Raw genomic sequence first — 20,800 nt, 5'->3', positions numbered from 1 at the left:
TTATCATTCCATAGGTATTTACCTATACCTAGTATGTAAAAAATCGTATTGGACTTATTTTATACCTCTTCAGTATTATTCGCCATATCAAAGCTTTGTTTAATTTAGTGGGAAGCAGAAAGGCTAAACAAATCAAATCCAAATGGGGTGATCTATGATGACAAAAGAAGAAGGCATACGTTATCTAACTGATACCATTGCTAAATTTGTCGGTTTTACCGGTAAAGTATTACCTGACGACGTAATGGCAAAATTAGAAGAATTACGTAAGAAAGAGGAAGAACAATTACCAAAAATTATTTACGGTGCAATGTTCGATAACCAACGTTTAGCCAAAAAATTAAATCGTCCAAGTTGCCAAGACACTGGTGTAATCCAATTTTTTGTGAAATGCGGAGCTAATTTCCCTTACATTGGTGAGCTTGAAGCACTATTAAAAGAATCGGTTATTCAAGCGACTAAAACAGCTCCGTTACGCCATAACAGCGTGGAAACCTTTGATGAATATAATACCGGTTTGAACGTAGGTAAAGGCACACCAAGTGTATTTTGGGAAATTATACCGGACAGTGACAAACTGGAATTAGATACTTATATGGCAGGCGGTGGTTGCTCATTACCGGGACAAGCCAAAGTACTTATGCCAGGTGAAGGATACGAAGGTGTAACCAAATTTGTGTTGGATGTGATGACTAGTTACGGTTTAAATGCCTGTCCGCCATTATTAGTTGGTGTAGGAATTGCAACTTCCGTTGAAACTGCAGCAGTACAATCTAAAAAAGCATTATTCCGCCCTCTAGGTGAACGTAACTCAAATGAAAAAGCAGCTTATATGGAGCAACTATTAGAGGATGGAATCAATAGCATCGGTTTAGGTCCACAAGGCTTAATGGGTAGAATGTCAGTATTAGGGGTAAACATTGAAAATACCGCTCGCCATCCGTCAGTTATCGGTGTAAGTGTAAATGTGGGCTGTTGGGCACACCGCAAAGGACATATTATTTTCGATAAAGACCTCAACTACACCATTACTTCACATTCGGGGGTGACACTATGAGCGACAAAAAAATCTTGACCACACCAATCAAAGCAGAAGACTTGGAAGACATCAACATTGGCGACATCATTTATTTGAACGGTTATATCGTCACTTGTCGTGATGTGGCACACCGTCGTTTAATCAATAACGGACGTGAATTACCAGTGGATATCAACGGTGGTGCAATATTCCATGCAGGTCCAATTATTCGACCGCTTGGTGATGATAAATATGAAATGGTTTCGGTCGGTCCAACTACTTCAATGCGAATGGAAAAATTCGAGAAAGAATTTATCAAGCAAACCGGCGTGAAGGTAATCGTTGGTAAAGGCGGTATGGGACAAGGCACAATGGAAGGCTGTCGCGATTATAAAGCATTACATTGTGTATTCCCTGCTGGCTGTGCAGTATTGGCGGCTGAATGTGTAGAAGAAATTGTTGATGCACAATGGAAAGACCTCGGTATGCCTGAAACGCTTTGGGTATGCAAAGTGAAAGAGTTCGGTCCGTTAATTGTGTCTATTGATACCCACGGTCGCAATATTTTTGAAGAAAATAAAGTTATCTTCAACGAACGCAAAGACAAAGCGATTGAAGAAATCTGCAAACACGTTGATTTCATCAAATAGTAAATAACGTCTTATCAAAAAAATCCCCCCATACATACACTTGTGTGTATGGGGTTTCTTATACCCAAAATTCAGAAATTCACTCTTGGAGGCAATTATGGCTGCAAGTACGATAACGCTACTCTTTTTACTTTTCGCCGTCGTGATGTTTGTATGGGAAAAATTACCTCTCGCTGTTACCGCAATGATTGTTTGTATTGGTTTAATTTTAACTGGCGTGCTGAGCCCGAAGGAAGCCTTTCTAGGTTTTATAGATAGTAATGTGATTTTATTTGTTGGAATGTTTGTCATTGGTGGAGCATTGTTTGAAACAGGTATGGCAAATAAAATCGGAGGTTTAGTTTCAAAATTTGCCAAAACAGAACGCCAACTCACTATTGTTTTAATGCTCGTTACAGGGCTAATGTCCGGTATATTATCCAATACTGGTACGGCAGCTATTCTAATTCCTGTTGTCGTAGGTATTGCTACCAAATCAGGTTTTGCCCGTTCACGCCTGTTAATGCCATTGGTTTTTGCTGCGGCAATGGGCGGTAACTTATCACTTATCGGTGCACCCGGTAACTTAATTGCACAAGGTGTTTTAGAACAAGCAAATCTCAAATTTGGTTTTTTTGAGTATGCCAAGGTTGGTTTACCTATTCTTATCATTGGGATTCTGTACTTCGTACTAATAGGTTATCGTTTTTTACCTAATGCAGAAAATTTAAGTATCGAAAATTCTATACACGGCAATAAAAAAGAAGCTGTGGATGTACCCATTTGGAAACAATGGCTTTCACTTGTCATCTTAGTTGGTACCTTATTAGCAATGGTACTTGAAGATGTAATAGGAATAAAGCTTTATATATCAGCTTGCGTAGGTGCATTATTACTGGTTGTCACAGGAGTAATGAACGAAAAACAAGCCTATGCATCTATCGACAGTCAAGTCATTTTCTTATTTGGTGGTACTTTAGCTCTTGCTACTGCATTAAACAGTACAGGGGCAGGTAAAGATATTGCTAATTTTGTCATTGGTTTATTAGGTTCAAATCCAAGTCCATTTGCATTATTGACTACCGTCTTTATCATTAGCTGTGTACTGACTAATTTTATGTCAAATACTGCGACCGTAGCACTACTCGCACCGATTTGTTTATCAATTGCGAGTTCTTTAGGAGCTGATCCACGAGCAGTATTAATGGCAACGGTTATCGGTAGTTCCTGTGCCTATGCAACACCAATCGGCATGCCAGCAAACACAATGGTATTATCAATTGGCGGTTATAAATTTATGGACTATGTTAAAGCAGGTTTACCACTCATTATCGTATCTACGATTGTAAGTTTAATTTTACTGCCTATTTTCTTCCCATTTTTTCCATAAGGAAAATAAAATAAGCGGTTAAATTTGGAGTAAAACTTACAAAACACTCTCCAATTTCAACCGCATCTTAATCAAATGAAGAAAAAATTTGTGAACTGCTCCGCATTTCTGGGCTAAACCATTTGCAGAAAAGTGTGATCTTACCTATCTTTAAATGACATCATACAAATAAGGATATATTTATGACAGACGCAGAACTTTTTAGTGAAGGCATAAATTTAATGATTTCAGGAATGGGCTTTGTGCTTACTTTTCTGATCGTACTCATTTATGCAATTAGTTTTATCTCTAAGATAATCAATAAATTCTTTCCTGAACCACTTCCAGCTCCGCTAACCAAACCAACGCCAAGCGCTGTTCCAACTGATAATTTAGACCATTTACGCCCCGTGATTGCGGCTGCTATTGCCCATCATCGTCGTCAACAAGGATTAAAATAATAGAGGATTTTTATCATGACTATTCAAAATAAAAAAATTGCAATTACTGATGTTGTTTTACGTGATGCACACCAATCTTTGTTTGCGACACGACTACGTTTAGACGATATGCTACCGATTGCGGCTGAATTAGATAAAATCGGCTATTGGTCTTTAGAAGCATGGGGCGGTGCGACTTTTGATAGCTGTATCCGTTTTTTAGGTGAAGATCCTTGGGTACGTTTGCGTGAGTTGAAAAAAGCGATTCCAAATACACCACTGCAAATGTTATTACGCGGACAAAATTTATTAGGCTACCGTCATTATGCGGATGATGTGGTAGATCGCTTTGTGGAACGTTGTGTTACCAACGGGATGGATGTGTTCCGTGTGTTTGATGCGTTAAATGACCCTCGCAATATGCAAGCGGCATTACAAGCGGTCAAAAAACACGGTGGGCATGCACAAGGTACGTTAAGTTATACCACCAGTCCGGTACACACCTTACAAACGTGGTTAGACGTAACTGAACAATTATTAGAAATCGGAGTAGATTCTCTCGTTATCAAAGATATGTCCGGTATTTTAACCCCAATGGCGGCTTATGAATTAGTCAGCGAAATCAAAAAACGTTATGACGTAGAACTTCACTTACACTGTCACTCAACCACCGGTATGGCGGAAATGGCGTTATTAAAAGCGATTGAAGCTGGTGTTGATGGTGTAGATACCTCTATTTCTTCAATGTCCGGTACTTATGGTCATCCGGCAACCGAATCCATCGTGGCAACGCTTCAAGGTACGCCTTACGACACCGGTTTGAACATTCCTCAACTTGAAAAAATCTCAGCTTACTTCCGTGACGTTCGTAAAAAATATGCGAAGTTTGAAGGTCAGTTACGTGGTGTAGATAGCCGTATTTTAGTGGCACAAGTGCCGGGCGGTATGCTAACCAACCTTGAAAGCCAGTTAAAACAACAAAATGCAAGTGACAAACTTGATCTTGTACTACAAGAGATCCCACGTGTACGCGAAGATCTTGGTAATATTCCGCTTGTTACGCCAACCTCACAAATTGTCGGTACTCAAGCGGTAATGAACGTGTTAATGGGCGAACGCTATAAAACTATCGCTAAAGAAACCGCCGGTATTTTAAAAGGTGAATACGGTCGTACACCTGCACCGGTTAATAAAGCGTTACAAGAACGTGTACTTGAAGGTGCTGCACCGATTACTGATCGTCCGGCAAATCATATTGCCCCTGAAATCGATAAATTGGTAGCGGAAGTAACGGCACAGGCTAAAGAAAAAGGCATTACCCTCTCAGAAAATGCAATTGATGACGTGCTAATCGTGGCGTTATTCCAACAAGTTGGTTGGAAATTCCTAGAAAACCGTAATAATCCGGCTGCCTTTGAGCCGGCACCGACAGCAGAATCAGCTAAACCTGCTCAGGCAGCAGCACCAAAAGCACAGCCACAATCAGGCCCCGCAGTTTATACGGTTGAACTTGAAGGCAAAGCCTTTGTGGTGAAAGTCAGTGAAGGCGGAGATATTACCAATATTGCACCAACAGCCCCAACCGCTGCACCACAAGTTGCAGCTCCTGCAGCAACCAGTGCAAATGCTGAACCAGTCAAAGCACCGATGGCAGGTAACATTCTTAAAGTTGAAGTAACCGAAGGTCAACAAGTTGCGGAAGGTGATGTGTTATTAATTCTTGAAGCAATGAAAATGGAAACTCAAATTTGCGCACCAAAAGCCGGTAAAGTCCAAGGCATTGCGGCAAAACAAGGTGATGTCGTTGCAGTTGATCAAGTATTAATGAATCTCGCTTAAACGATAGGGAGTTGATATGGAAAGTATTATCGCTCTGTTTCAGGGCATGGGCATTATGCATATGGAGCTAGGGCAAGCGATTATGATCGCGGTAAGTCTGCTATTGCTCTGGCTTGCGATTGCCCGTGGCTTTGAACCGCTCCTTTTACTGCCAATCGGTTTTGGCGGTTTGTTATCCAACATTCCGGAAGCCGGTTTGGCAATGACTGCTTTAGATAATCTATTGCACCACGGCACAACCGAACAGCTAGCGATTATTGCGGCGAAAGTAAATAGTGCCAGTTTGGATGTACACAGCATTAAAGAAGCGATTGCATTAGTTGCTCCTTCGGTACAAAACGAGTTGGAAGTGATTGCCGGAGATATGGGCTATACCGCCGGTGTGTTAGCGTTATTTTATAAAGTGGCGATTGGGTATGGTGTTGCACCACTCATCATCTTTATGGGCGTGGGAGCAATGACGGATTTTGGCCCGTTACTCGCAAACCCTCGTACACTCTTATTAGGTGCAGCGGCACAATTCGGTATTTTCGCAACCGTACTCGGCGCTTTAGGTTTGAACTGGTTAGGTATTATTGACTTTACCCTACCGCAAGCGGCAGCAATTGGGATTATCGGTGGTGCGGACGGCCCGACTGCAATCTATCTGGCAAGTAAACTTGCGCCTGAATTACTCGGTGCGATTGCAGTAGCGGCTTACTCTTATATGGCGTTAGTGCCGTTGATTCAGCCGCCGATTATGAAAGCGTTAACCACAGATGCCGAACGCAAAATCCGTATGGTGCAGTTACGCACGGTAAGCAATCGAGAAAAAATTCTGTTCCCGATTATCTTACTCTTACTTGTGGCGTTATTACTGCCGGATGCGGCACCATTACTCGGTATGTTCTGTTTCGGTAACTTAATGCGTGTCAGTGGCGTGGTGGAACGTTTGAATGATACAGCACAAAATGCGCTGATTAATATCGTAACGATTTTCCTTGGCTTATCGGTCGGTGCAAAATTAGTGGCGGATAAATTCTTACAACCACAAACACTCGGTATTTTATTATTAGGTATCGTGGCGTTCTGTATCGGCACAGCAAGCGGTGTATTAATGGCGAAATTGATGAATAAATTCAGCAAAAACAAAATTAACCCGCTTATCGGTTCTGCCGGTGTCTCTGCCGTACCAATGGCAGCTCGTGTATCAAATAAAGTCGGTTTGGAATATGACAAACAAAACTTCTTATTAATGCACGCAATGGGACCAAACGTAGCCGGTGTAATCGGTTCAGCCATCGCGGCCGGCGTAATGTTAAAATACATTGCGGCAATGATGTAAAACCTTCCATATTACCCGCACTTCAAATTTCTATCTTGAAGTGCGGGTTTCTTATTTTTAGCGACTACGCCCTTACTTTTCTAAACCGACTAAAACAAACTCCCTTGCTCTCCACTACGTTCATTCACCTCGGTTTTTACCTCAAATCCTAATTCAGCTAAATAACCTTTCAGTGTAGCGATATTATAGAAAGAATGGCTTTTCGTCGTATTTTGGAAGTAAAGATAAAGCGTATCAAATGTATGGCGTTGTTGAAAAAGCACATCTGCTAGTTGTTTTAACTCATCATCACGATAGCGATAATCATGTCGTTCTGCGGCGGAATCCGCTTCCCACCAGTTGGGATTATGTCCGTGTAAACGTAAATAAGCCGTCCGCTGAAAACTCTGAAAATGAAACGCCGGCAAACCGATATTCTGTGGATAATCAACATTACACCAAATCAGATTAGGCTGTTTGGCAAAGGTTTGAAACACAGGTGGAATATGCCAACTGGCGTGGCGAAATTCCACTGCTAGCGGGAAATCGGCAAACCAGTGACAAAGTTGAGCAAGATAAAGGCGGTTTGCTGGAGTGCGGTCAAAAGTATGCGGAAATTGCACAAACAAATTTGCGAGACAATTTTGCTCAATAAGCGGCTGTAAAGCAGCCAAAAAATAGCGAGCCTGCTCAGCAGTAGCAGTGCGGTTATGGCTAAAATCTTGATGCAATTTTACTGAAAATTTTAACCGCTTCTCCGCCTTTTCCACCATGCCTTGTAATGCCTTCTCACCAATAGGCGCATGAAAAGTGCTATTGATTTCAACTGTATCGTAATGACAACTATAAATCGTTAAAAAATCACTTTTTGCCGTACCATGCGGATATAGCGTCCCAACCAAATCCGTGTCGCTATAACCGCCGGTACCGATATAGATTTTAGGCATGGTGTTGTGCAATTCGCTTCTCCTTTAATACCAAATTCGGTAGTCATGGTAGGGACGCACTGCGTGCGTCCTATTTTCCACCCTACACCACCTCAACCTGCCCATTCATTAACATTGGCAAAAGAAAATCTCGAAGTTGGGTAAGTTTTTGGGTTTCGTAACGCTTTTGGATAATTTGCTTATAACTAGCGGTCAATTTTTCATTAAAGTTTGCAATGATATTTTCAACTGGATAAATTAACTCAATATTATTGATTTGTTCATTACTGATATTCGGTTGTGCTGCACCGCCAGATAATTCAATAATACTTTTTCTAAAATAATCTTGGCTTAGAGTATTGATTAAAAATGGTAATTTTTCAACTGCACTTAATTTAAAAACTCCAACTCGTTGATTAACGTATAAATCACTATCTGTTTTGGGAATAAGTGCAAATTTACCAATGGTTGCCCCTGTCATTGCAATAACAATATCGCCAACATTTACTTTAAATTTTTCATCAATAGTTTTATTACTTAAATCTACAAAATCAATATCACTAATATTTAATGAACCATCTTCTTGGATATTTTTAATTTTAATAACAGGATTTCCACTTTCCACCCATTCTGATGATTTAAACGCATATCCACCTGTTGATTTACAATAATCACCGATAGTTTTCCTTCCCCACCCCTTCGGCACTTCTCGTTTTAGTTCGGGGTGGTAAACCATTTCGCCGCCTGATGATTTGTAGGGGTTGCCGTTTTCATCGGGAAAGTCGAATTGCACAAACCAGTAGTCGTAGAGCGTTTTCGCCATTTTTTCTAGTTCGGCGTTAATTTGCTGATTTAGGGCAATTTTGCGATCCAATGTGGTAAGCACTTGGGAGATTTTTTGTTGGGTTTCTAAATCAGTATATGCCTTTATTTTTAATGGGTGTAAATGGTTTCGGTTCATTGTAGGAACACCTGAACCAGACTTTTGGTTTCCTAAATCTAAATAATGTAAAAGATAATAGATATATTCAACATCATTCCCTTTAAAATCTTTAACGAATAACGCCGTATTATGTGGAAAAAAATTCTTTCTCAACAAATGAGGAATTCCAACTGTTCCACTTCGTCCAATAGTAATTCCAGGGGCTTCCACTTTATACTCATTGTGGTAACCTAAGATCCCATTTGATGACTGAACAGGATATTCTCCTTCTACAAATTCCGAACGTGGTAAATCATACCCCCGTTGAAACTCAATTAAATCTCCTAATTGACAAGATACTAACTTATCCATCTCGCAAACTTCCCCTAATTTTCCACCGCTTGTGCGTTAAATTTTAACGTTGCCATTTGTTGCTGAATTTGGCTTTCTAACGCCTTGCTTTCGGCAAAAAGTGCGGTCAGATTTTGCTGAAAATCTGCCATTTTCTGCTCAAACTCGGCAGCGGTGATGTCGATGTGGTCGATTTTCACGTCAAAATACTGTCCTGCGGATAGGCTATGATTTTTGGCTGCGATGTCGACATAAGAGACCACCACCGAGAAATCGTCTTCCGCTTTTTTCTGGTTGAATACGTCAATAATGCGTTGCTCTTCTTCGGCGGAAAGCACGGTTTTTTGGTTTTTGCCCTCTTTGATTTTTTCGCCCAAGTTGCTGGCATCAATCAGCACCACGTTCTCTTTGTTGGCTCGGTCGAGAAAGAGAATAGAGACGTTCGTGCCTGTGGTGGCGAAAATGTTAGACGGCATCGACACCACGCCCGCTAACATTTTTTCGTTTACCAGAAATTCTCGGATTTTCTTATCAATGCCAGATTGAGCGGTAATAAAGCCCGTTGGCAACACCACAGCTGCTTTGCCGTCTGCTTTAAGCGAGTGAATGATGTGCTGAACAAAAAGTTGATAAATCGCCATTCCCTCTTTTTTGGCTTTCGGTACGTTTGGCACGCCGGCGAAAAAGCGATCCTTGTGGGCGGGCGTGGCTAATTCCTCTCGCACTTCGCTGAAATCCATTTTGAACGGTGGGTTAGACACGATGTAATCAAACTGGCGGAGTTGATCGCCCGATTTGTGGTAAGGGTGCGTCATCGTGTTGCCTTGCACCACGTTAGGAATACTGGCAACAAGATTGTTTAAGATCAGGTTCAATCGCAATAAGTTTGACGATTTTTGCGAAATATCCTGTGTGTAAATGGTACATTTTTTTTCGCCGATGGCGTGGGCGATGTTCATCAACAATGTGCCAGAGCCTGCGGACGGATCGTAACAGCTCACATTTTGCAACTGTCCGCGCTCGTTTTCAGGCACGAGAATTGCTGCCATAATGCGAGCCACCGCGTGTGGCGTGTAGTATTCGGCATATTTCCCGCCCGAGTTGGTGTTGTAATCTTTGATAAGATACTCAAAAATCGTGGCGTAAAAATCAAATTTTTGGTTGAAAATATGCTCGAAACTAAATTCTACCAATTTGTTGATAACCGCACGGCAGAATGCGTCTCGCTTGCTTGGGTCAGCAATATATTGGCTGACACGGTCAAACAAGTTGATTTTCGCCCCACCTTCGGTTTTTACCGAGAAAATATCCGCATTTTGAGCGGCGATGTCCATTAGGGTTTCATCGAACAGATTAGCAAAATTGGCGATATTCGATTGGTTGAACAAATGGCTGATAAATTGATTTGGTCGCAAAATGGCGGTGTCGCCGTTCATATTCATTGTTAAAAAGTCAAAATCTTCAGCGGATATTTCACCCAACGCCTGCTCCCAGCTATCATGCTCCGCCAAAGACGGTTTAATCTGCTTGATTTCAAAGGCAAATTTGTCATTAAGAAATTTATACAAAAATACTTGGGTAATGATTTTAAATTCATTGCCATCATTCCCTAGCCCATAGTTCGCACAAATGGCTTTTAAGCTGTCGATCAATTCTTTAGTTTTTTGTTGAAAAAGTTGTTCGGTCATTTTTATTGCTCTAGTTTATTTTTTGTTCAGCAGTGACACGTTGTGTCCCTATATTTATATTTGTAATGGGCTATGCCCCTATATACTCACTCACAATCAATTTATTTAAGTTCATTAAGGCTTTGTTATCGAGCGGCAATTGGAACTCGCTTTTGAGTTTCGTCACCGTACGTAAACTCTCTTTTTCAAAATAGCTCGAAGAGCTTTGGAGTAAGTCACCCTGATTTAGCACAAATTGGTCGTTGCTAAATTTAATCTGCTGTAAGCCTTCCATAAAATGGCTACGGTTTTGTTGCAAGCCAAAATCTTGTACGCCACGTTTGAAAATGCGGACAAATTTAGCATCGCCTGAAAATTTGAGCGACAAGCGGTCATTTTCGGCATTTAATTTACCAATTTGGCGTTCTAGTTTGGCGAATTCATCAATGTGCATTTGCATTTCCGCTTGGCTTACAGATTGCACGTTACGTTTTTCAAACAGATGTTTCAATTCATCTAGTAAACGGACAAATTCAGGATCTTTTTGGTCTATGTTGCGAGCGAAGGCTTCACGAGTTTTCCGCATTTGGTCTTGCAAACTGTCGGCTAATTTTAATTCTGCCTCACTTTTTTTGTGGAATGTGAAGTAGATATTTTCCAATGCCTCGTTTAACACGCCTTGCAAATCGCCTGAATCCACTCGTTCCATAGTATTTACTTGGAACAGACGGTCTAGCACTTGGCGGTAAAGCACGTTGTATTGCTCAAAATCAAGGCGTTCTAAGCCTGATTTTTCGTCCACTTTGAGCTGGTTATACAGGCTTCTTGCCAATTCCAACGTGCGTTTTAATTCGAGTAATTTTTGTTTGTCGTCAATTTCATCAAGCTGTTGGCGGAAAATTTCGGCATTTTCAGTTTCAAAATCAAAAAGTACCTCTTTGATTTGAGCGATGTCTTGATCGATTTCCGCTTGCGATTTGAAAAGTTGGGAATAATGTTCCGCTTCATCGCCTAATTCAAGTTGTAATTCCGCTTGGTAGGCGGCATTGGTTTTATCAAATTCTGCCTGAATATCGGCAAAATCTACCACATAGCCAAACTCGTAATCTTTGTAGGTACGATTTACCCTTGTGAGAGCTTGCAATAAGTTATGTTCTTTGATTACTCGCCCTAAATAGAGTTTTTTCAGACGTTTTGCGTCAAAACCTGTGAGCAACATATTGTAAACAAACAACAAATCGGTTTTGCCGGCTTTGTAATCGTCCACAAGGTCTTTACGGTAAGTTTTATCGCCTTCGTCCGATAAAATCAAACTTGCTGATGTTACCGTACGTTTAGCTAGGTTATAGGTTGCAGTTGGCTCGGCAACTTTCGGTAATTCATCAAAAAAGTGCGGATCATTTTCAGCCAGTTTTTCACGGTAAGCGGTCAAATCTTGCGGATTTTCTGCATATTTTTGGTTGAATAGAAAATGCATCATTCGGGCTTGATCGCTACTGTCGCAAATCACCATCGCCCCGAGCGAATTGTCGGCTTTTTGTCGTCTGAATTTTTCAAAATCCTGCACGATGTAATCTAGCATTGGCTCAACAAAACGGCGGCGACTGGTAATGGCTCGGCTTTTAATACTACCTTGTTGAATTTGCAAATCCGCCAAAATTTGGCTAAGTTCCGCTTTGTAATTGCTTTCGATTTCTTCACGAATCAGGCGGAGCGTGTAACCGTCCGCAATGGATTGATTGTAGTAATATTTGTGAATGTAATCGCCAAAAATCGCCGTTGAGCCAACTCGGTTTTTACCTCCTCCGAGCAATGGTGTGCCTGTCAAACCAATATGTACCGCACTTGGGTCTGCTTGGATTAGGCTGGCTAAAAATTGGCTCACGGTTTGTGCTTGATTACCAAAACTGCGGTGTGCTTCATCAATAAAAAAGATACGCTGCACACTGATGTCGTAATCAGGAATAAATTCCGCTACATTACTATTTTGGAATTTTTGGATATTGATCACCGTAATTTCAGGATCACCGCTACAATTACTCAATGCAGCAGCTTTCCGCATTTCTTGAGCAAACTCTTCACGGCGGTTAATACTGTTTACTTGTAATCCACGATGACTAAATTCCGACATTGCCTGATTGCGTAAATCGAGTCTGTCCACAATGAAATAGAATTTAGGAATCACATTTTGGCGTTGATAAAAATCGGTTAGCACTCGTACGTTGTAATATGCCAACGCCGTTTTACCACTGCCTTGCGTATGCCAAATAATGCCTTTCTTTTTACCTGCTGCTAAATGGCGGCTGATTGCCTTAGTCGCAAACAGTTGTGGATAACGCATTACGTGTTTTTCCATGCCACCTTGTTCTTCTACATAGGCAATGCCGTATTTCAACAGAAATAACAAACGTTCTTTATGCAATAATGCAGTACAAAGACGATTAGTCGGTGAATTTGGATCAAGATTGGTACGAAATTCCGCATCGTTTTTCAACATCGGCTCATTAAAGTCTAACAAAATACGGTTTAATTCCGTCTCTGGTAAAATTGCAAGATTTTCGTTTAATTTGACCGCTTGTTCTTCGGCAATTTCGCCTTCATCACGGAAATAATTGAACTGCACGCCGTGAAAACCTGTCGTCGCATAAAATGCTCCCTGAGTTTTATGGCGATCAGCAGCTTGATATTCCTGATTATTGGAAAAAATCATCAACTGAGTGGCGTTGATGTAAGGACGGAAAGCAGGCTTTTTACAGCGATATTGCATACGCTCAAATTCCGACTGTAATCCATTTTGGGCATTCGGCTTTTTCACTTCTAAAAACACTAACGGCAAACCGTTAATCAATAGGGTAATATCCGGGCGGAAATTGTCACCGTCTTTGTCACCACAAGTTAGTTCGGCAACAACGTGAAATTGGTTGTTCTCAATACAGTCAAAATCAATCAGGCGAGCGGTGCCAACTTGCAGTAAACGCTTATAAAACGCTTGCCCTAAATCTTCATTTTTGAGCAACATCGCCACATCTTTCAGCTCTCGTTCGAGATCAAAAGTAGTCAAATTTGGGTTAATTTTTGCAATCGCCGACTTAAAAATCTCACCAAAAATGTTATTGCTAACATCCCATTGCGCTGTTTTTAGCGAAAGATATTGATATCCCAAACGCCCTAAATGCGCTACTGCGGGAATTTGAACTCTGGTTTTTTCATTATAGCGAGCCGTCATTGCTGTTTTCCTGTATTTATTGAGATAAGTATATATTACACTAATTTCAGCTTTCTTCAGAATATAAAAAACGCCGTCAGGCTTTGTCTGACAGCGTTTCTTTTCAAATAAGGAGGGCTATTTCGCCAACTGCAAATAAATGCCTGAAACATCCTGCTCGCCGAGATCGGCGGCAACGGCGTTGCGGTATTGTTCGGCAACGGTTTTTACTGCAGGTAGATCTAGATTTGCTTTTTCCAGCTCGCCACAAGCGAGGTTGAGATCTTTACTTGCGTGTTTGAGCATAAATGCTGCAGGGAATTCTTTCGCAAGTAATAACGGTTTTTTGGTTTGGAACATCGGTGAGTTCATTGCCGAGCCGCCAATCGCTTCCGCTAATTCATTTAAGTCGATGCCGAATTGTTCGCCCATTAACATTGCTTCCGCATAGGCTTCGCCGAAAATACCGAGCAATGAATTTAACACTAATTTTGCGCCGGAGCCTTTACCCACATCACCAAAATGGAAAGTGCGTTGCCCTAAGATGCTGAAAACATTACGTAACGGATTAAGTACCGCCTCATCACCACCAAATAAAATTAATAATGTACCGTTGGTCGCCGGTACAACAGAACCTGAAACCGGTGCTTCGGCAAAACGTCCGCCGTGTTGTTCAACAATTGCTTTTAACTGATTATTTTCAGTGGGTGAAACGGTACTCATATTCACAATAATTTTACCGTTTAAATTGGCGCAAACTTCTGCATTGAGAATATCTTTTGCCGCAGCAAAATCAGACACCATTAAAATCACCGCTTTGTAAGCACGCACAAGTTCAACGGCAGAACCATACACTTTCGCACCTTTTTCAGCAAATTCACCACATTTAGCGACATTTCGATTAAACACACCAACTTCAATATCGTGTGCTAATAAACGATTTACCATTGGTACACCCATTTGACCTAAGCCAATCCAACCTACTTGTTTAAATTCTGTTGTCATAATGTTTTCCTTCTGTGAATGGGTAAAAACTGTCCGGATTGTATGCCATTTTTTCTCAGGCGAAAAGAGGGTTTTTCAGTACCAGATACACAGGTTAAGACATCAATTCTATTTATATCTCTTATTACGAAAAGTGATTGGCATTTATATTAAAACAAGCGGTAAAATTTATAAAACTTTTTACTGCAATCTATAAAAAGAAGGAAAGCAATGGAATTTATCAAAACTCGTGCGGCGGTCGCTTGGGCGCCGAATGAACCGTTAAAAATTGAAGAATTGGATTTAATGCCGCCACAAAAAGGCGAAGTGTTAGTCCGTTTAGTGGCAACCGGTGTGTGTCATACCGATGCTTATACTCTTTCTGGTCAAGATAGCGAAGGTGTGTTCCCGTGCGTACTTGGTCACGAAGGTGCAGGGATTGTAGAAGCAGTCGGCGAAGGTGTCACCGATTTTAAAGTGGGGGATCACGTTATCCCACTTTACACCGCAGAATGTCGTAAATGTAAATTCTGTTTATCGGGAAAAACCAACCTTTGTTCGGCAGTACGTGAAACCCAAGGTAAAGGCTTAATGCCGGACGGTACGGTGCGTTTCTTTAAAGACGGTCAGCCGATTTTCCACTATATGGGGACTTCAACTTTCTCTGAATATACGGTGGTTTCCGAATACTCATTGGCAAAAATTCAAGAAAATGCACCGCTTGATGAAGTGTGTTTACTTGGTTGTGGTGTCACCACCGGTATCGGTGCGGTAACCCGTACGGCAAAAGTGAAACAAGGCGATACGGTTGCGATTTTCGGCTTAGGCGGTATCGGTCTTGCGGCAATTATCGGGGCAAGAATGGCAGGTGCAGGTCGTATTATTGCGATCGACATTAATCCGGCTAAATTTGAAAAAGCTAAAGAACTTGGTGCAACGGATTGTATCAACCCGAAAGATTACGATAAACCAATCCAAAATGTGATTATTGAGATGACCGATGGCGGTGTGGATTTCTCATTTGAATGTGTAGGCAATGTGGATTTAATGCGTTCAGCATTAGAATGTTGCCACAAAGGTTGGGGTGAAAGTATCATCATCGGTGTCGCACCGGCAGGTGCGGAAATCCGTACTCGTCCGCTCCAATTAGTGACAGGTCGTGTATGGCGTGGTTCGGCATTCGGCGGCGTGAAAGGACGTACCGAATTACCGGGCATTATCGACCAATTTATGAAAGGCGAATTTAAATTGCGTGATTTCATCACTCACACTATGCCATTGGAAGACATCAACAAAGCCTTCGATTTAATGCACGAAGGTAAATCAATCCGTACGGTGATTCATTTTTAATTTCATTAAATAAGGGGCGTAAGCCCCTTTTGTTTTTCCTATCAAATTTCTTCTCTCAAAATCTTCCTACCATTTTTCAACAGGCTTGCGAATGTTCATAAAATAGACTATTATTTTTGTAGCAACTTAGCTACAAAAGGAGAAATAATATGAAAATTATAACCAGTCGTGAATTTAATCAAAACCTTGGCAAAGCTCAAAAGGCGGCTCTTACCGCCCCTGTAATTATCACCAACCGAGGCGAACCGGCGTTTGTGTTGATGACATACAAAAACTATGAACAGCAATACCAACCCAAAACCTTTCGCAGTATTGGGGAAGCATTAGCTGATCCTAATCCCGAAGCTGCCGATGTTGAGCTTGAATTGCAACCTCGTAGCCGTGGACAACGCTGTCCGGTAGAATTTTAGGGGGAAAAATGTATTTGCTTGATACTAATTTAATCAGTGAAATTCGCAAGATGAAGCAAGGTAAATGCAATGCGGGCGTAGCGGAATGGGTTGAGAGTACATCATCAGAATTGATAAAAACCAATGCGATTGTAATGATGGAAATTGAACGAGGGATTTTATCAATGGAGCGTAAAGATATTGCTCAAGGTAAAGTATTACGTCGTTGGTTTGATGAGATGGTTAAACCGACGTTTGCAGGCAAAATCCTTAATATTGATGAAGAAACCGCTCGCATTTGTGCCAAATTACATATCCCCGATCATGCTTCTGAAAATGATGCGTGGATTGCAGCGACTGCAATTCAGCACAATTTGATTTTAGTCACTCGCAATGTGGCGGATTTTGCAAAAACCGGTGTGCGAATGTTTAATCCGTTCCAAGAGTAATCACATTCTCATCAGCAAAATAGGCAGAAACTCTGCCTATTTTTATCTTCGATCTATATAACCAGACATCAATCCGTTTTATATTAAACATCAGAAAAAGTGATTAGCCTTTATAACTTAACAAGCGGTAGAATTTACACAATTTTTTGCAAATTCAATGGAGAAAAGTAATGACAATCGAATATCAACCGCCAAAAGTATGGCAATGGGAAGCACCAAACGGCGGACAATTTGCTAATATCAATCGCCCAACTTCAGGCGCTTTATTTGAACAGCATTTACCGAAAGGCGAACATGATTTACAGCTTTATTCTCTCGGTACGCCAAACGGCGTAAAAGTTACCGTTATGCTTGAGGAATTATTAGAACTTGGTATCTCAAAAGCCGCTTATGATCTGTTTCTGATCGATATTAGACAGGGCGATCAATTCGGTTCGGATTTTGTAAACATTAATCCGAATTCAAAAATTCCGGCGTTACTCGATTACAGCCGTGAAAAACCGCAGCCGGTATTTGAAAGCGGTGCGATTTTGCTTTATTTAGCTGAAAAATTTAATGCGTTCTTACCGACCGATTTCAGCGAACGTACCGAATGTTTGTCTTGGTTATTTTGGCAAATGGCAAGTGCGCCTTACGTGGGCGGCGGTTTCGGGCATTTCTACAAATATGCACCAACCAAGCAAGAGTATCCGATTAACCGTTTTACTCTTGAAACGAAACGCCAATTGGATTTGTTAAATAAACAGCTTGCCGACAAAACCTATATTTGCGGTGAACATTACAGCATTGCCGATATTGCAATTTGGGGCTGGTATGGACAAATTGTGTTAAATCGTGTGTATGACGCTGCTGAATTTTTAGCGGTACACGAATATCCGCACCTGATGCGTTGGGCGGAACAGATTGCTAACCGCCCGGCTGTGATTCGTGCCTTAGCAAAAGAATATCGTCCGATTAAATCGTAAAAAAAGGGAGAAAAATGACCGCACTTACACAAATTGCCCGCTATAAAATGTTTGGCGGCTATCACGAACGTTATACGCATTATTCAAACAGCACCCACTGTGAAATGACTTTTGCTATCTACTTGCCGCCGCAAGCGGAACAAGGGCAAAAAGTGCCGGTGCTTTATTGGCTTTCAGGGCTGACTTGTACCGATGAAAACTTTGCGACCAAAGCCGGCGCACAACAATTTGCCGCACAACACGGTATTGCGATTGTGATGCCGGATACTTCGCCACGTGGTGAAGCCGTTGCAAATGATGAAGGTTACGACTTAGGTCAAGGTGCCGGTTTTTACCTCAATGCCACCCAACAACCGTGGGCTGCGCATTTCAAAATGTACGATTACATTGTGCAAGAGCTGCCGGCGCTTATTGAGGCAAACTTCCCAGTTAGCGATAAACGTTCAATTTCGGGTCACAGTATGGGTGGACACGGTGCGATCCAAATCGGCTTAAAGAATCCGGAACGTTACTGTGCGATCTCGGCTTTCTCGCCGATCGTTACCCCAAGCCAAGTACCATGGGGACAAAAAGCCTTCACTGCTTATTTGGGTGAAAATCAGACCGCTTGGGCGGAATATGACAGCTTTGCGTTATTAGATAACGTATCGCCAGCTCGCCCTATTTTGATTGAGCAAGGGCTTGCCGATAGCTTCTATCCAACCCAATTACAGCCGGAAATATTTGCCGAAAAAGCGCAAAAGCTAGGTTTTGATGTGACGCTTAATTTGCACGAAGGTTATGATCACAGCTATTTCTTTATCGCGAGTTTTATCGAAAAACATATCGCATTTCATGCAAAAGCGTTAGCTGCTATGGGAGCATAATGTGAAGAAATGGCTTAAGGGCTTACTTTATCTGTTTAGTGGGATACTACTGATAGTCGCAGTGCTCGGAATTATGCTTTATCGCAATCTCGGCGATTTACCGGATGAAAGTCGTTTTCGTAATCTGCCATATTACAAAAACGGACAGTTTACTAATCTATATGAACCGGAATTGCCTTACTATCCGGAACAGGCGACCGGCAAAGGCGGCTTTATTCGTTATGACGGTTATACACCGAAAGCACGTTTACCAATGACGATGTTAGATCAAAACAGCTTTGGACAAGCGGAACAATTCGCTTACTATTGGTTAGGACATTCGTCGGCAATTTTGGAATTGAGCAGTCAACGTATCTTAATTGATCCGGTATTCGGTAATGCGAATCCGCTCAATTTTCCGTTGATTGCCCCTCGCTTTCAAGAAGCGCCGATTCAGTTGAAAAACTTACCGAAGCTCGATGCAGTGTTACTGACGCACGATCACTACGATCATTTGGAAGCGGATACGATTCGCCATTTAGCGGATAAAGTTGATCGCTTTATTGCACCGTTAGGTGTAGGGGCGAGATTACAATCGTGGGGCGTACCGGTGGAAAAAATTACTGAATTAGGTTGGGGTGATAGCAGTATGTTTGGTGAGATAAAACTGACCGCTGAAACCGCTCAACATTATACCTCTCGCTGGACAACCGACCGCAATAAAACCCTATGGGCTTCTTTTGTCTTGGAAGCAAACGGACGACGTATCTTTTGGAGCGGAGACACCAGTTACGGCAAACATTTAGCGGAAATCGGGCAGAAATATGGCGGATTTGATCTCGCTTTCGTTGAAATTGACGCTGCTAATGCCGGCTGGCCGAAAACGCATATGTTCCCAGAACAAGCAGTACAAGCCGCCCAAGATCTTAAGGCGAAAAGAATGTTACCGATTCATTGGGGCGTATTTAGCTTAGGACGTAACCCTTGGTATCAATCTATTGACACCAGCGTTAAAACGGCAGCGGAAAAGGGCGTTATATTAGACGTGCCGAAAATGGGTGAAAAATACCAACCGGAACATTTCCAAAACAATCAATGGTGGCAAGCCCTAGAACTTAGAAGATAAGCCTTTCACCCTAGCTTTAAAACAACTTACAAGCGGTCTAATTTTGCAAAAAATTTGCAAATTTTGACCGCTTGATTTTTTATACAATTCGCCCGAAGTGCATTTCGTCTTCTTTTAAGCGATGAATATCCCGTAATGGCGGTTCACCGAAAAAGCGGGCGTATTCTCGATTAAATTGATTTGGGCTTTCATAGCCGACCTCCATTGCGGCGCTGGTCGCATCAAAATTCTGCTTAAACATTAATCGTCTTGCGTGCTGTAATCGCAACTGCTTTTGATATTGCAACGGGCTTGTACCCGTAATTTTACGGAAATGCTGACGGAGCGAAGACGGACTAATAAAAACCATTTCCGCCAGGCGATCCATTTCAATCTTCTCAGCATAATGGTCATTAAAATAGGCAATTACTTTTGCAATTTTTTGTTCAATCGTACCTTGCGTAAGCAATCTTCTTAACATTGCATGATGGTCGCTTGCCAATAATCGCAAAGCAATTTCTCGCTCTACTAACGGTCGCAAATACGATTGTAATTTTGGAGTTTTAAGCAGTTTCATCAAACGCAAAATGCTATCTAGTAAATCTTCATCTGCCGGAAAGACCGATAAGCTATCTGATAAACTGGAAGTTGTCGGCTGCCACTGCGTTTGTTCGTCAAGTTCTCGCAGTAACATCGCATCAAGCTCAATCCGCAAACTCAAATACGGTTCATGTTTAGAAGCATTGAGCACATTGGAAACTACCGGTAAATCCAGCGTTGTCAGCGCCGTTTGGCCCCGATGAATTTCCATTACACTCTCGCCAAAATTCACATGTTGCGAGCCTTGCACTACCAAAAATAAGCTCAACGGATAAATGCACGGCATCGGATTAGTCGTGTGATTACGGCGACAAAGGCTTAAAGTTTGAATTTCAGTCATGTAGAAACACCCTTCTTCTGCGGTAAATTCTTTTATCAATTCCGCAATTTGTTGCAATTTTTCGTTTTTCATCCGATTCCTCTCTTTTCACATATTCTACCCAC

At 41.6% G+C, this 20,800-nt stretch carries 18 protein-coding genes; 12 read left to right on the top strand and 6 right to left on the bottom strand.

The window, feature by feature from the left end; translation table 11 throughout:
* The first annotated feature begins 154 nt into the window (after positions 1-154).
* The 6 genes from ttdA to ASU1_RS11155 all read left to right on the top strand — a co-directional run bounded on the left by ttdA (position 155) and on the right by ASU1_RS11155 (position 6,619).
* Entirely contained in the window at positions 155-1,057 is a 903-nt protein-coding gene (gene ttdA / locus ASU1_RS11180; protein WP_197696921.1) for a L(+)-tartrate dehydratase subunit alpha, read from the top strand.
* Positions 1,054-1,668 (top strand): L(+)-tartrate dehydratase subunit beta, encoded by a 615-nt coding sequence (gene ttdB, locus ASU1_RS11175; protein ID WP_015674462.1) that lies wholly within the window; start codon positions 1,054-1,056, stop codon positions 1,666-1,668. The genes ttdA and ttdB overlap by 4 nt, the downstream gene beginning before the upstream one ends.
* 97 nt (positions 1,669-1,765) lie before the next feature.
* Entirely contained in the window at positions 1,766-3,037 is a 1,272-nt protein-coding gene (locus ASU1_RS11170) for an SLC13 family permease (RefSeq protein WP_015674461.1), read from the top strand.
* A 182-nt stretch (positions 3,038-3,219) separates the two neighbouring features.
* The gene (locus ASU1_RS11165) at positions 3,220-3,477 is read left to right on the top strand and encodes an oxaloacetate decarboxylase subunit gamma (protein WP_015674460.1); all 258 of its coding nucleotides are present in this window, start codon (positions 3,220-3,222) and stop codon (positions 3,475-3,477) included.
* Positions 3,478-3,492: 15 nt separating this feature from the next.
* Entirely contained in the window at positions 3,493-5,295 is a 1,803-nt protein-coding gene (gene oadA / locus ASU1_RS11160; RefSeq protein ID WP_015674459.1) for a sodium-extruding oxaloacetate decarboxylase subunit alpha, read from the top strand.
* Between the two features lie 16 nt (positions 5,296-5,311).
* Complete coding sequence (locus ASU1_RS11155; protein WP_015674458.1) at positions 5,312-6,619, top strand: oxaloacetate decarboxylase subunit beta; 1,308 nt, start codon at positions 5,312-5,314, stop codon at positions 6,617-6,619.
* Positions 6,620-6,708: 89 nt separating this feature from the next.
* Here ASU1_RS11155 and ASU1_RS11150 read toward each other — a convergent pair whose 3' ends face one another.
* The 5 genes from ASU1_RS11150 to ASU1_RS11130 form a co-directional block, all read right to left on the bottom strand.
* Positions 6,709-7,545: a DUF72 domain-containing protein gene (locus ASU1_RS11150; RefSeq protein WP_015674457.1), complete on the bottom strand. Its 837-nt coding sequence runs from the start codon at positions 7,543-7,545 to the stop codon at positions 6,709-6,711.
* An 82-nt stretch (positions 7,546-7,627) separates the two neighbouring features.
* Complete coding sequence (locus ASU1_RS11145) at positions 7,628-8,818, bottom strand: restriction endonuclease subunit S (RefSeq protein WP_039195643.1); 1,191 nt, start codon at positions 8,816-8,818, stop codon at positions 7,628-7,630.
* Positions 8,819-8,832: 14 nt separating this feature from the next.
* Positions 8,833-10,485, bottom strand: a complete 1,653-nt coding sequence (locus ASU1_RS11140) for an HsdM family class I SAM-dependent methyltransferase (RefSeq protein WP_015674455.1) — start codon at positions 10,483-10,485, stop codon at positions 8,833-8,835.
* A 70-nt stretch (positions 10,486-10,555) separates the two neighbouring features.
* Positions 10,556-13,690: a type I restriction endonuclease subunit R gene (locus ASU1_RS11135; protein ID WP_015674454.1), complete on the bottom strand. Its 3,135-nt coding sequence runs from the start codon at positions 13,688-13,690 to the stop codon at positions 10,556-10,558.
* A gap of 117 nt (positions 13,691-13,807) precedes the next feature.
* Positions 13,808-14,713 (bottom strand): NAD(P)-dependent oxidoreductase, encoded by a 906-nt coding sequence (locus ASU1_RS11130; RefSeq protein WP_256867177.1) that lies wholly within the window; start codon positions 14,711-14,713, stop codon positions 13,808-13,810.
* Positions 14,714-14,884: 171 nt separating this feature from the next.
* Here ASU1_RS11130 and ASU1_RS11125 point away from each other — a divergent pair, with 171 nt between their 5' ends.
* The 6 genes from ASU1_RS11125 to ASU1_RS11100 all read left to right on the top strand — a co-directional run bounded on the left by ASU1_RS11125 (position 14,885) and on the right by ASU1_RS11100 (position 19,777).
* The gene (locus ASU1_RS11125) at positions 14,885-16,003 is read left to right on the top strand and encodes an S-(hydroxymethyl)glutathione dehydrogenase/class III alcohol dehydrogenase (RefSeq protein WP_015674452.1); all 1,119 of its coding nucleotides are present in this window, start codon (positions 14,885-14,887) and stop codon (positions 16,001-16,003) included.
* 149 nt (positions 16,004-16,152) lie between these two features.
* On the top strand, positions 16,153-16,413 hold the full coding sequence (locus tag ASU1_RS11120) for a type II toxin-antitoxin system Phd/YefM family antitoxin (protein ID WP_015674451.1): 261 nt from the start codon (positions 16,153-16,155) through the stop codon (positions 16,411-16,413).
* A gap of 8 nt (positions 16,414-16,421) precedes the next feature.
* Positions 16,422-16,841, top strand: coding sequence for a type II toxin-antitoxin system VapC family toxin (locus ASU1_RS11115; protein ID WP_015674450.1), 420 nt, complete (start codon positions 16,422-16,424; stop codon positions 16,839-16,841).
* Between the two features lie 170 nt (positions 16,842-17,011).
* Positions 17,012-17,806: a glutathione-dependent disulfide-bond oxidoreductase gene (gene yghU / locus ASU1_RS11110; RefSeq protein ID WP_015674449.1), complete on the top strand. Its 795-nt coding sequence runs from the start codon at positions 17,012-17,014 to the stop codon at positions 17,804-17,806.
* A 14-nt stretch (positions 17,807-17,820) separates the two neighbouring features.
* Entirely contained in the window at positions 17,821-18,672 is an 852-nt protein-coding gene (gene fghA, locus ASU1_RS11105) for an S-formylglutathione hydrolase (RefSeq protein ID WP_015674448.1), read from the top strand.
* Position 18,673: 1 nt separating this feature from the next.
* Entirely contained in the window at positions 18,674-19,777 is a 1,104-nt protein-coding gene (locus ASU1_RS11100; protein WP_039195641.1) for an MBL fold metallo-hydrolase, read from the top strand.
* A gap of 79 nt (positions 19,778-19,856) precedes the next feature.
* On the opposite strand, the gene ASU1_RS11095 is transcribed toward ASU1_RS11100, so the two are convergent.
* Entirely contained in the window at positions 19,857-20,768 is a 912-nt protein-coding gene (locus tag ASU1_RS11095) for an AraC family transcriptional regulator (RefSeq protein ID WP_015674446.1), read from the bottom strand.
* Positions 20,769-20,800: the final 32 nt, after the last annotated feature.

It is taken from the genome of Actinobacillus suis ATCC 33415, from assembly GCF_000739435.1.
GTDB lineage: Bacteria > Pseudomonadota > Gammaproteobacteria > Enterobacterales > Pasteurellaceae > Actinobacillus > Actinobacillus suis.
Note: the sequence above shows the minus strand (reverse complement) of the source record. Positions and strands in the feature narration are given on the sequence as shown.

Excerpts from the sequence above, each read along its gene's own strand:
- ASU1_RS11125 (WP_015674452.1), top strand. The coding sequence starts at position 14,885 with ATGGAATTTATCAAAACTCGTGCGGCGGTCGCTTGGGCGCCGAATGAA.
- ASU1_RS11135 (WP_015674454.1), bottom strand. The coding sequence starts at position 13,690 with ATGACGGCTCGCTATAATGAAAAAACCAGAGTTCAAATTCCCGCAGTA.
- ASU1_RS11095 (WP_015674446.1), bottom strand. The coding sequence starts at position 20,768 with ATGAAAAACGAAAAATTGCAACAAATTGCGGAATTGATAAAAGAATTT.
- ASU1_RS11140 (WP_015674455.1), bottom strand. The coding sequence starts at position 10,485 with ATGACCGAACAACTTTTTCAACAAAAAACTAAAGAATTGATCGACAGC.
- ASU1_RS11115 (WP_015674450.1), top strand. The coding sequence starts at position 16,422 with ATGTATTTGCTTGATACTAATTTAATCAGTGAAATTCGCAAGATGAAG.
- yghU (WP_015674449.1), top strand. The coding sequence starts at position 17,012 with ATGACAATCGAATATCAACCGCCAAAAGTATGGCAATGGGAAGCACCA.
- ASU1_RS11120 (WP_015674451.1), top strand. The coding sequence starts at position 16,153 with ATGAAAATTATAACCAGTCGTGAATTTAATCAAAACCTTGGCAAAGCT.
- ASU1_RS11165 (WP_015674460.1), top strand. The coding sequence starts at position 3,220 with ATGACAGACGCAGAACTTTTTAGTGAAGGCATAAATTTAATGATTTCA.
- oadA (WP_015674459.1), top strand. The coding sequence starts at position 3,493 with ATGACTATTCAAAATAAAAAAATTGCAATTACTGATGTTGTTTTACGT.
- ASU1_RS11170 (WP_015674461.1), top strand. The coding sequence starts at position 1,766 with ATGGCTGCAAGTACGATAACGCTACTCTTTTTACTTTTCGCCGTCGTG.
- ttdB (WP_015674462.1), top strand. The coding sequence starts at position 1,054 with ATGAGCGACAAAAAAATCTTGACCACACCAATCAAAGCAGAAGACTTG.
- ASU1_RS11150 (WP_015674457.1), bottom strand. The coding sequence starts at position 7,545 with ATGCCTAAAATCTATATCGGTACCGGCGGTTATAGCGACACGGATTTG.
- ASU1_RS11145 (WP_039195643.1), bottom strand. The coding sequence starts at position 8,818 with ATGGATAAGTTAGTATCTTGTCAATTAGGAGATTTAATTGAGTTTCAA.
- fghA (WP_015674448.1), top strand. The coding sequence starts at position 17,821 with ATGACCGCACTTACACAAATTGCCCGCTATAAAATGTTTGGCGGCTAT.
- ASU1_RS11155 (WP_015674458.1), top strand. The coding sequence starts at position 5,312 with ATGGAAAGTATTATCGCTCTGTTTCAGGGCATGGGCATTATGCATATG.
- ttdA (WP_197696921.1), top strand. The coding sequence starts at position 155 with ATGATGACAAAAGAAGAAGGCATACGTTATCTAACTGATACCATTGCT.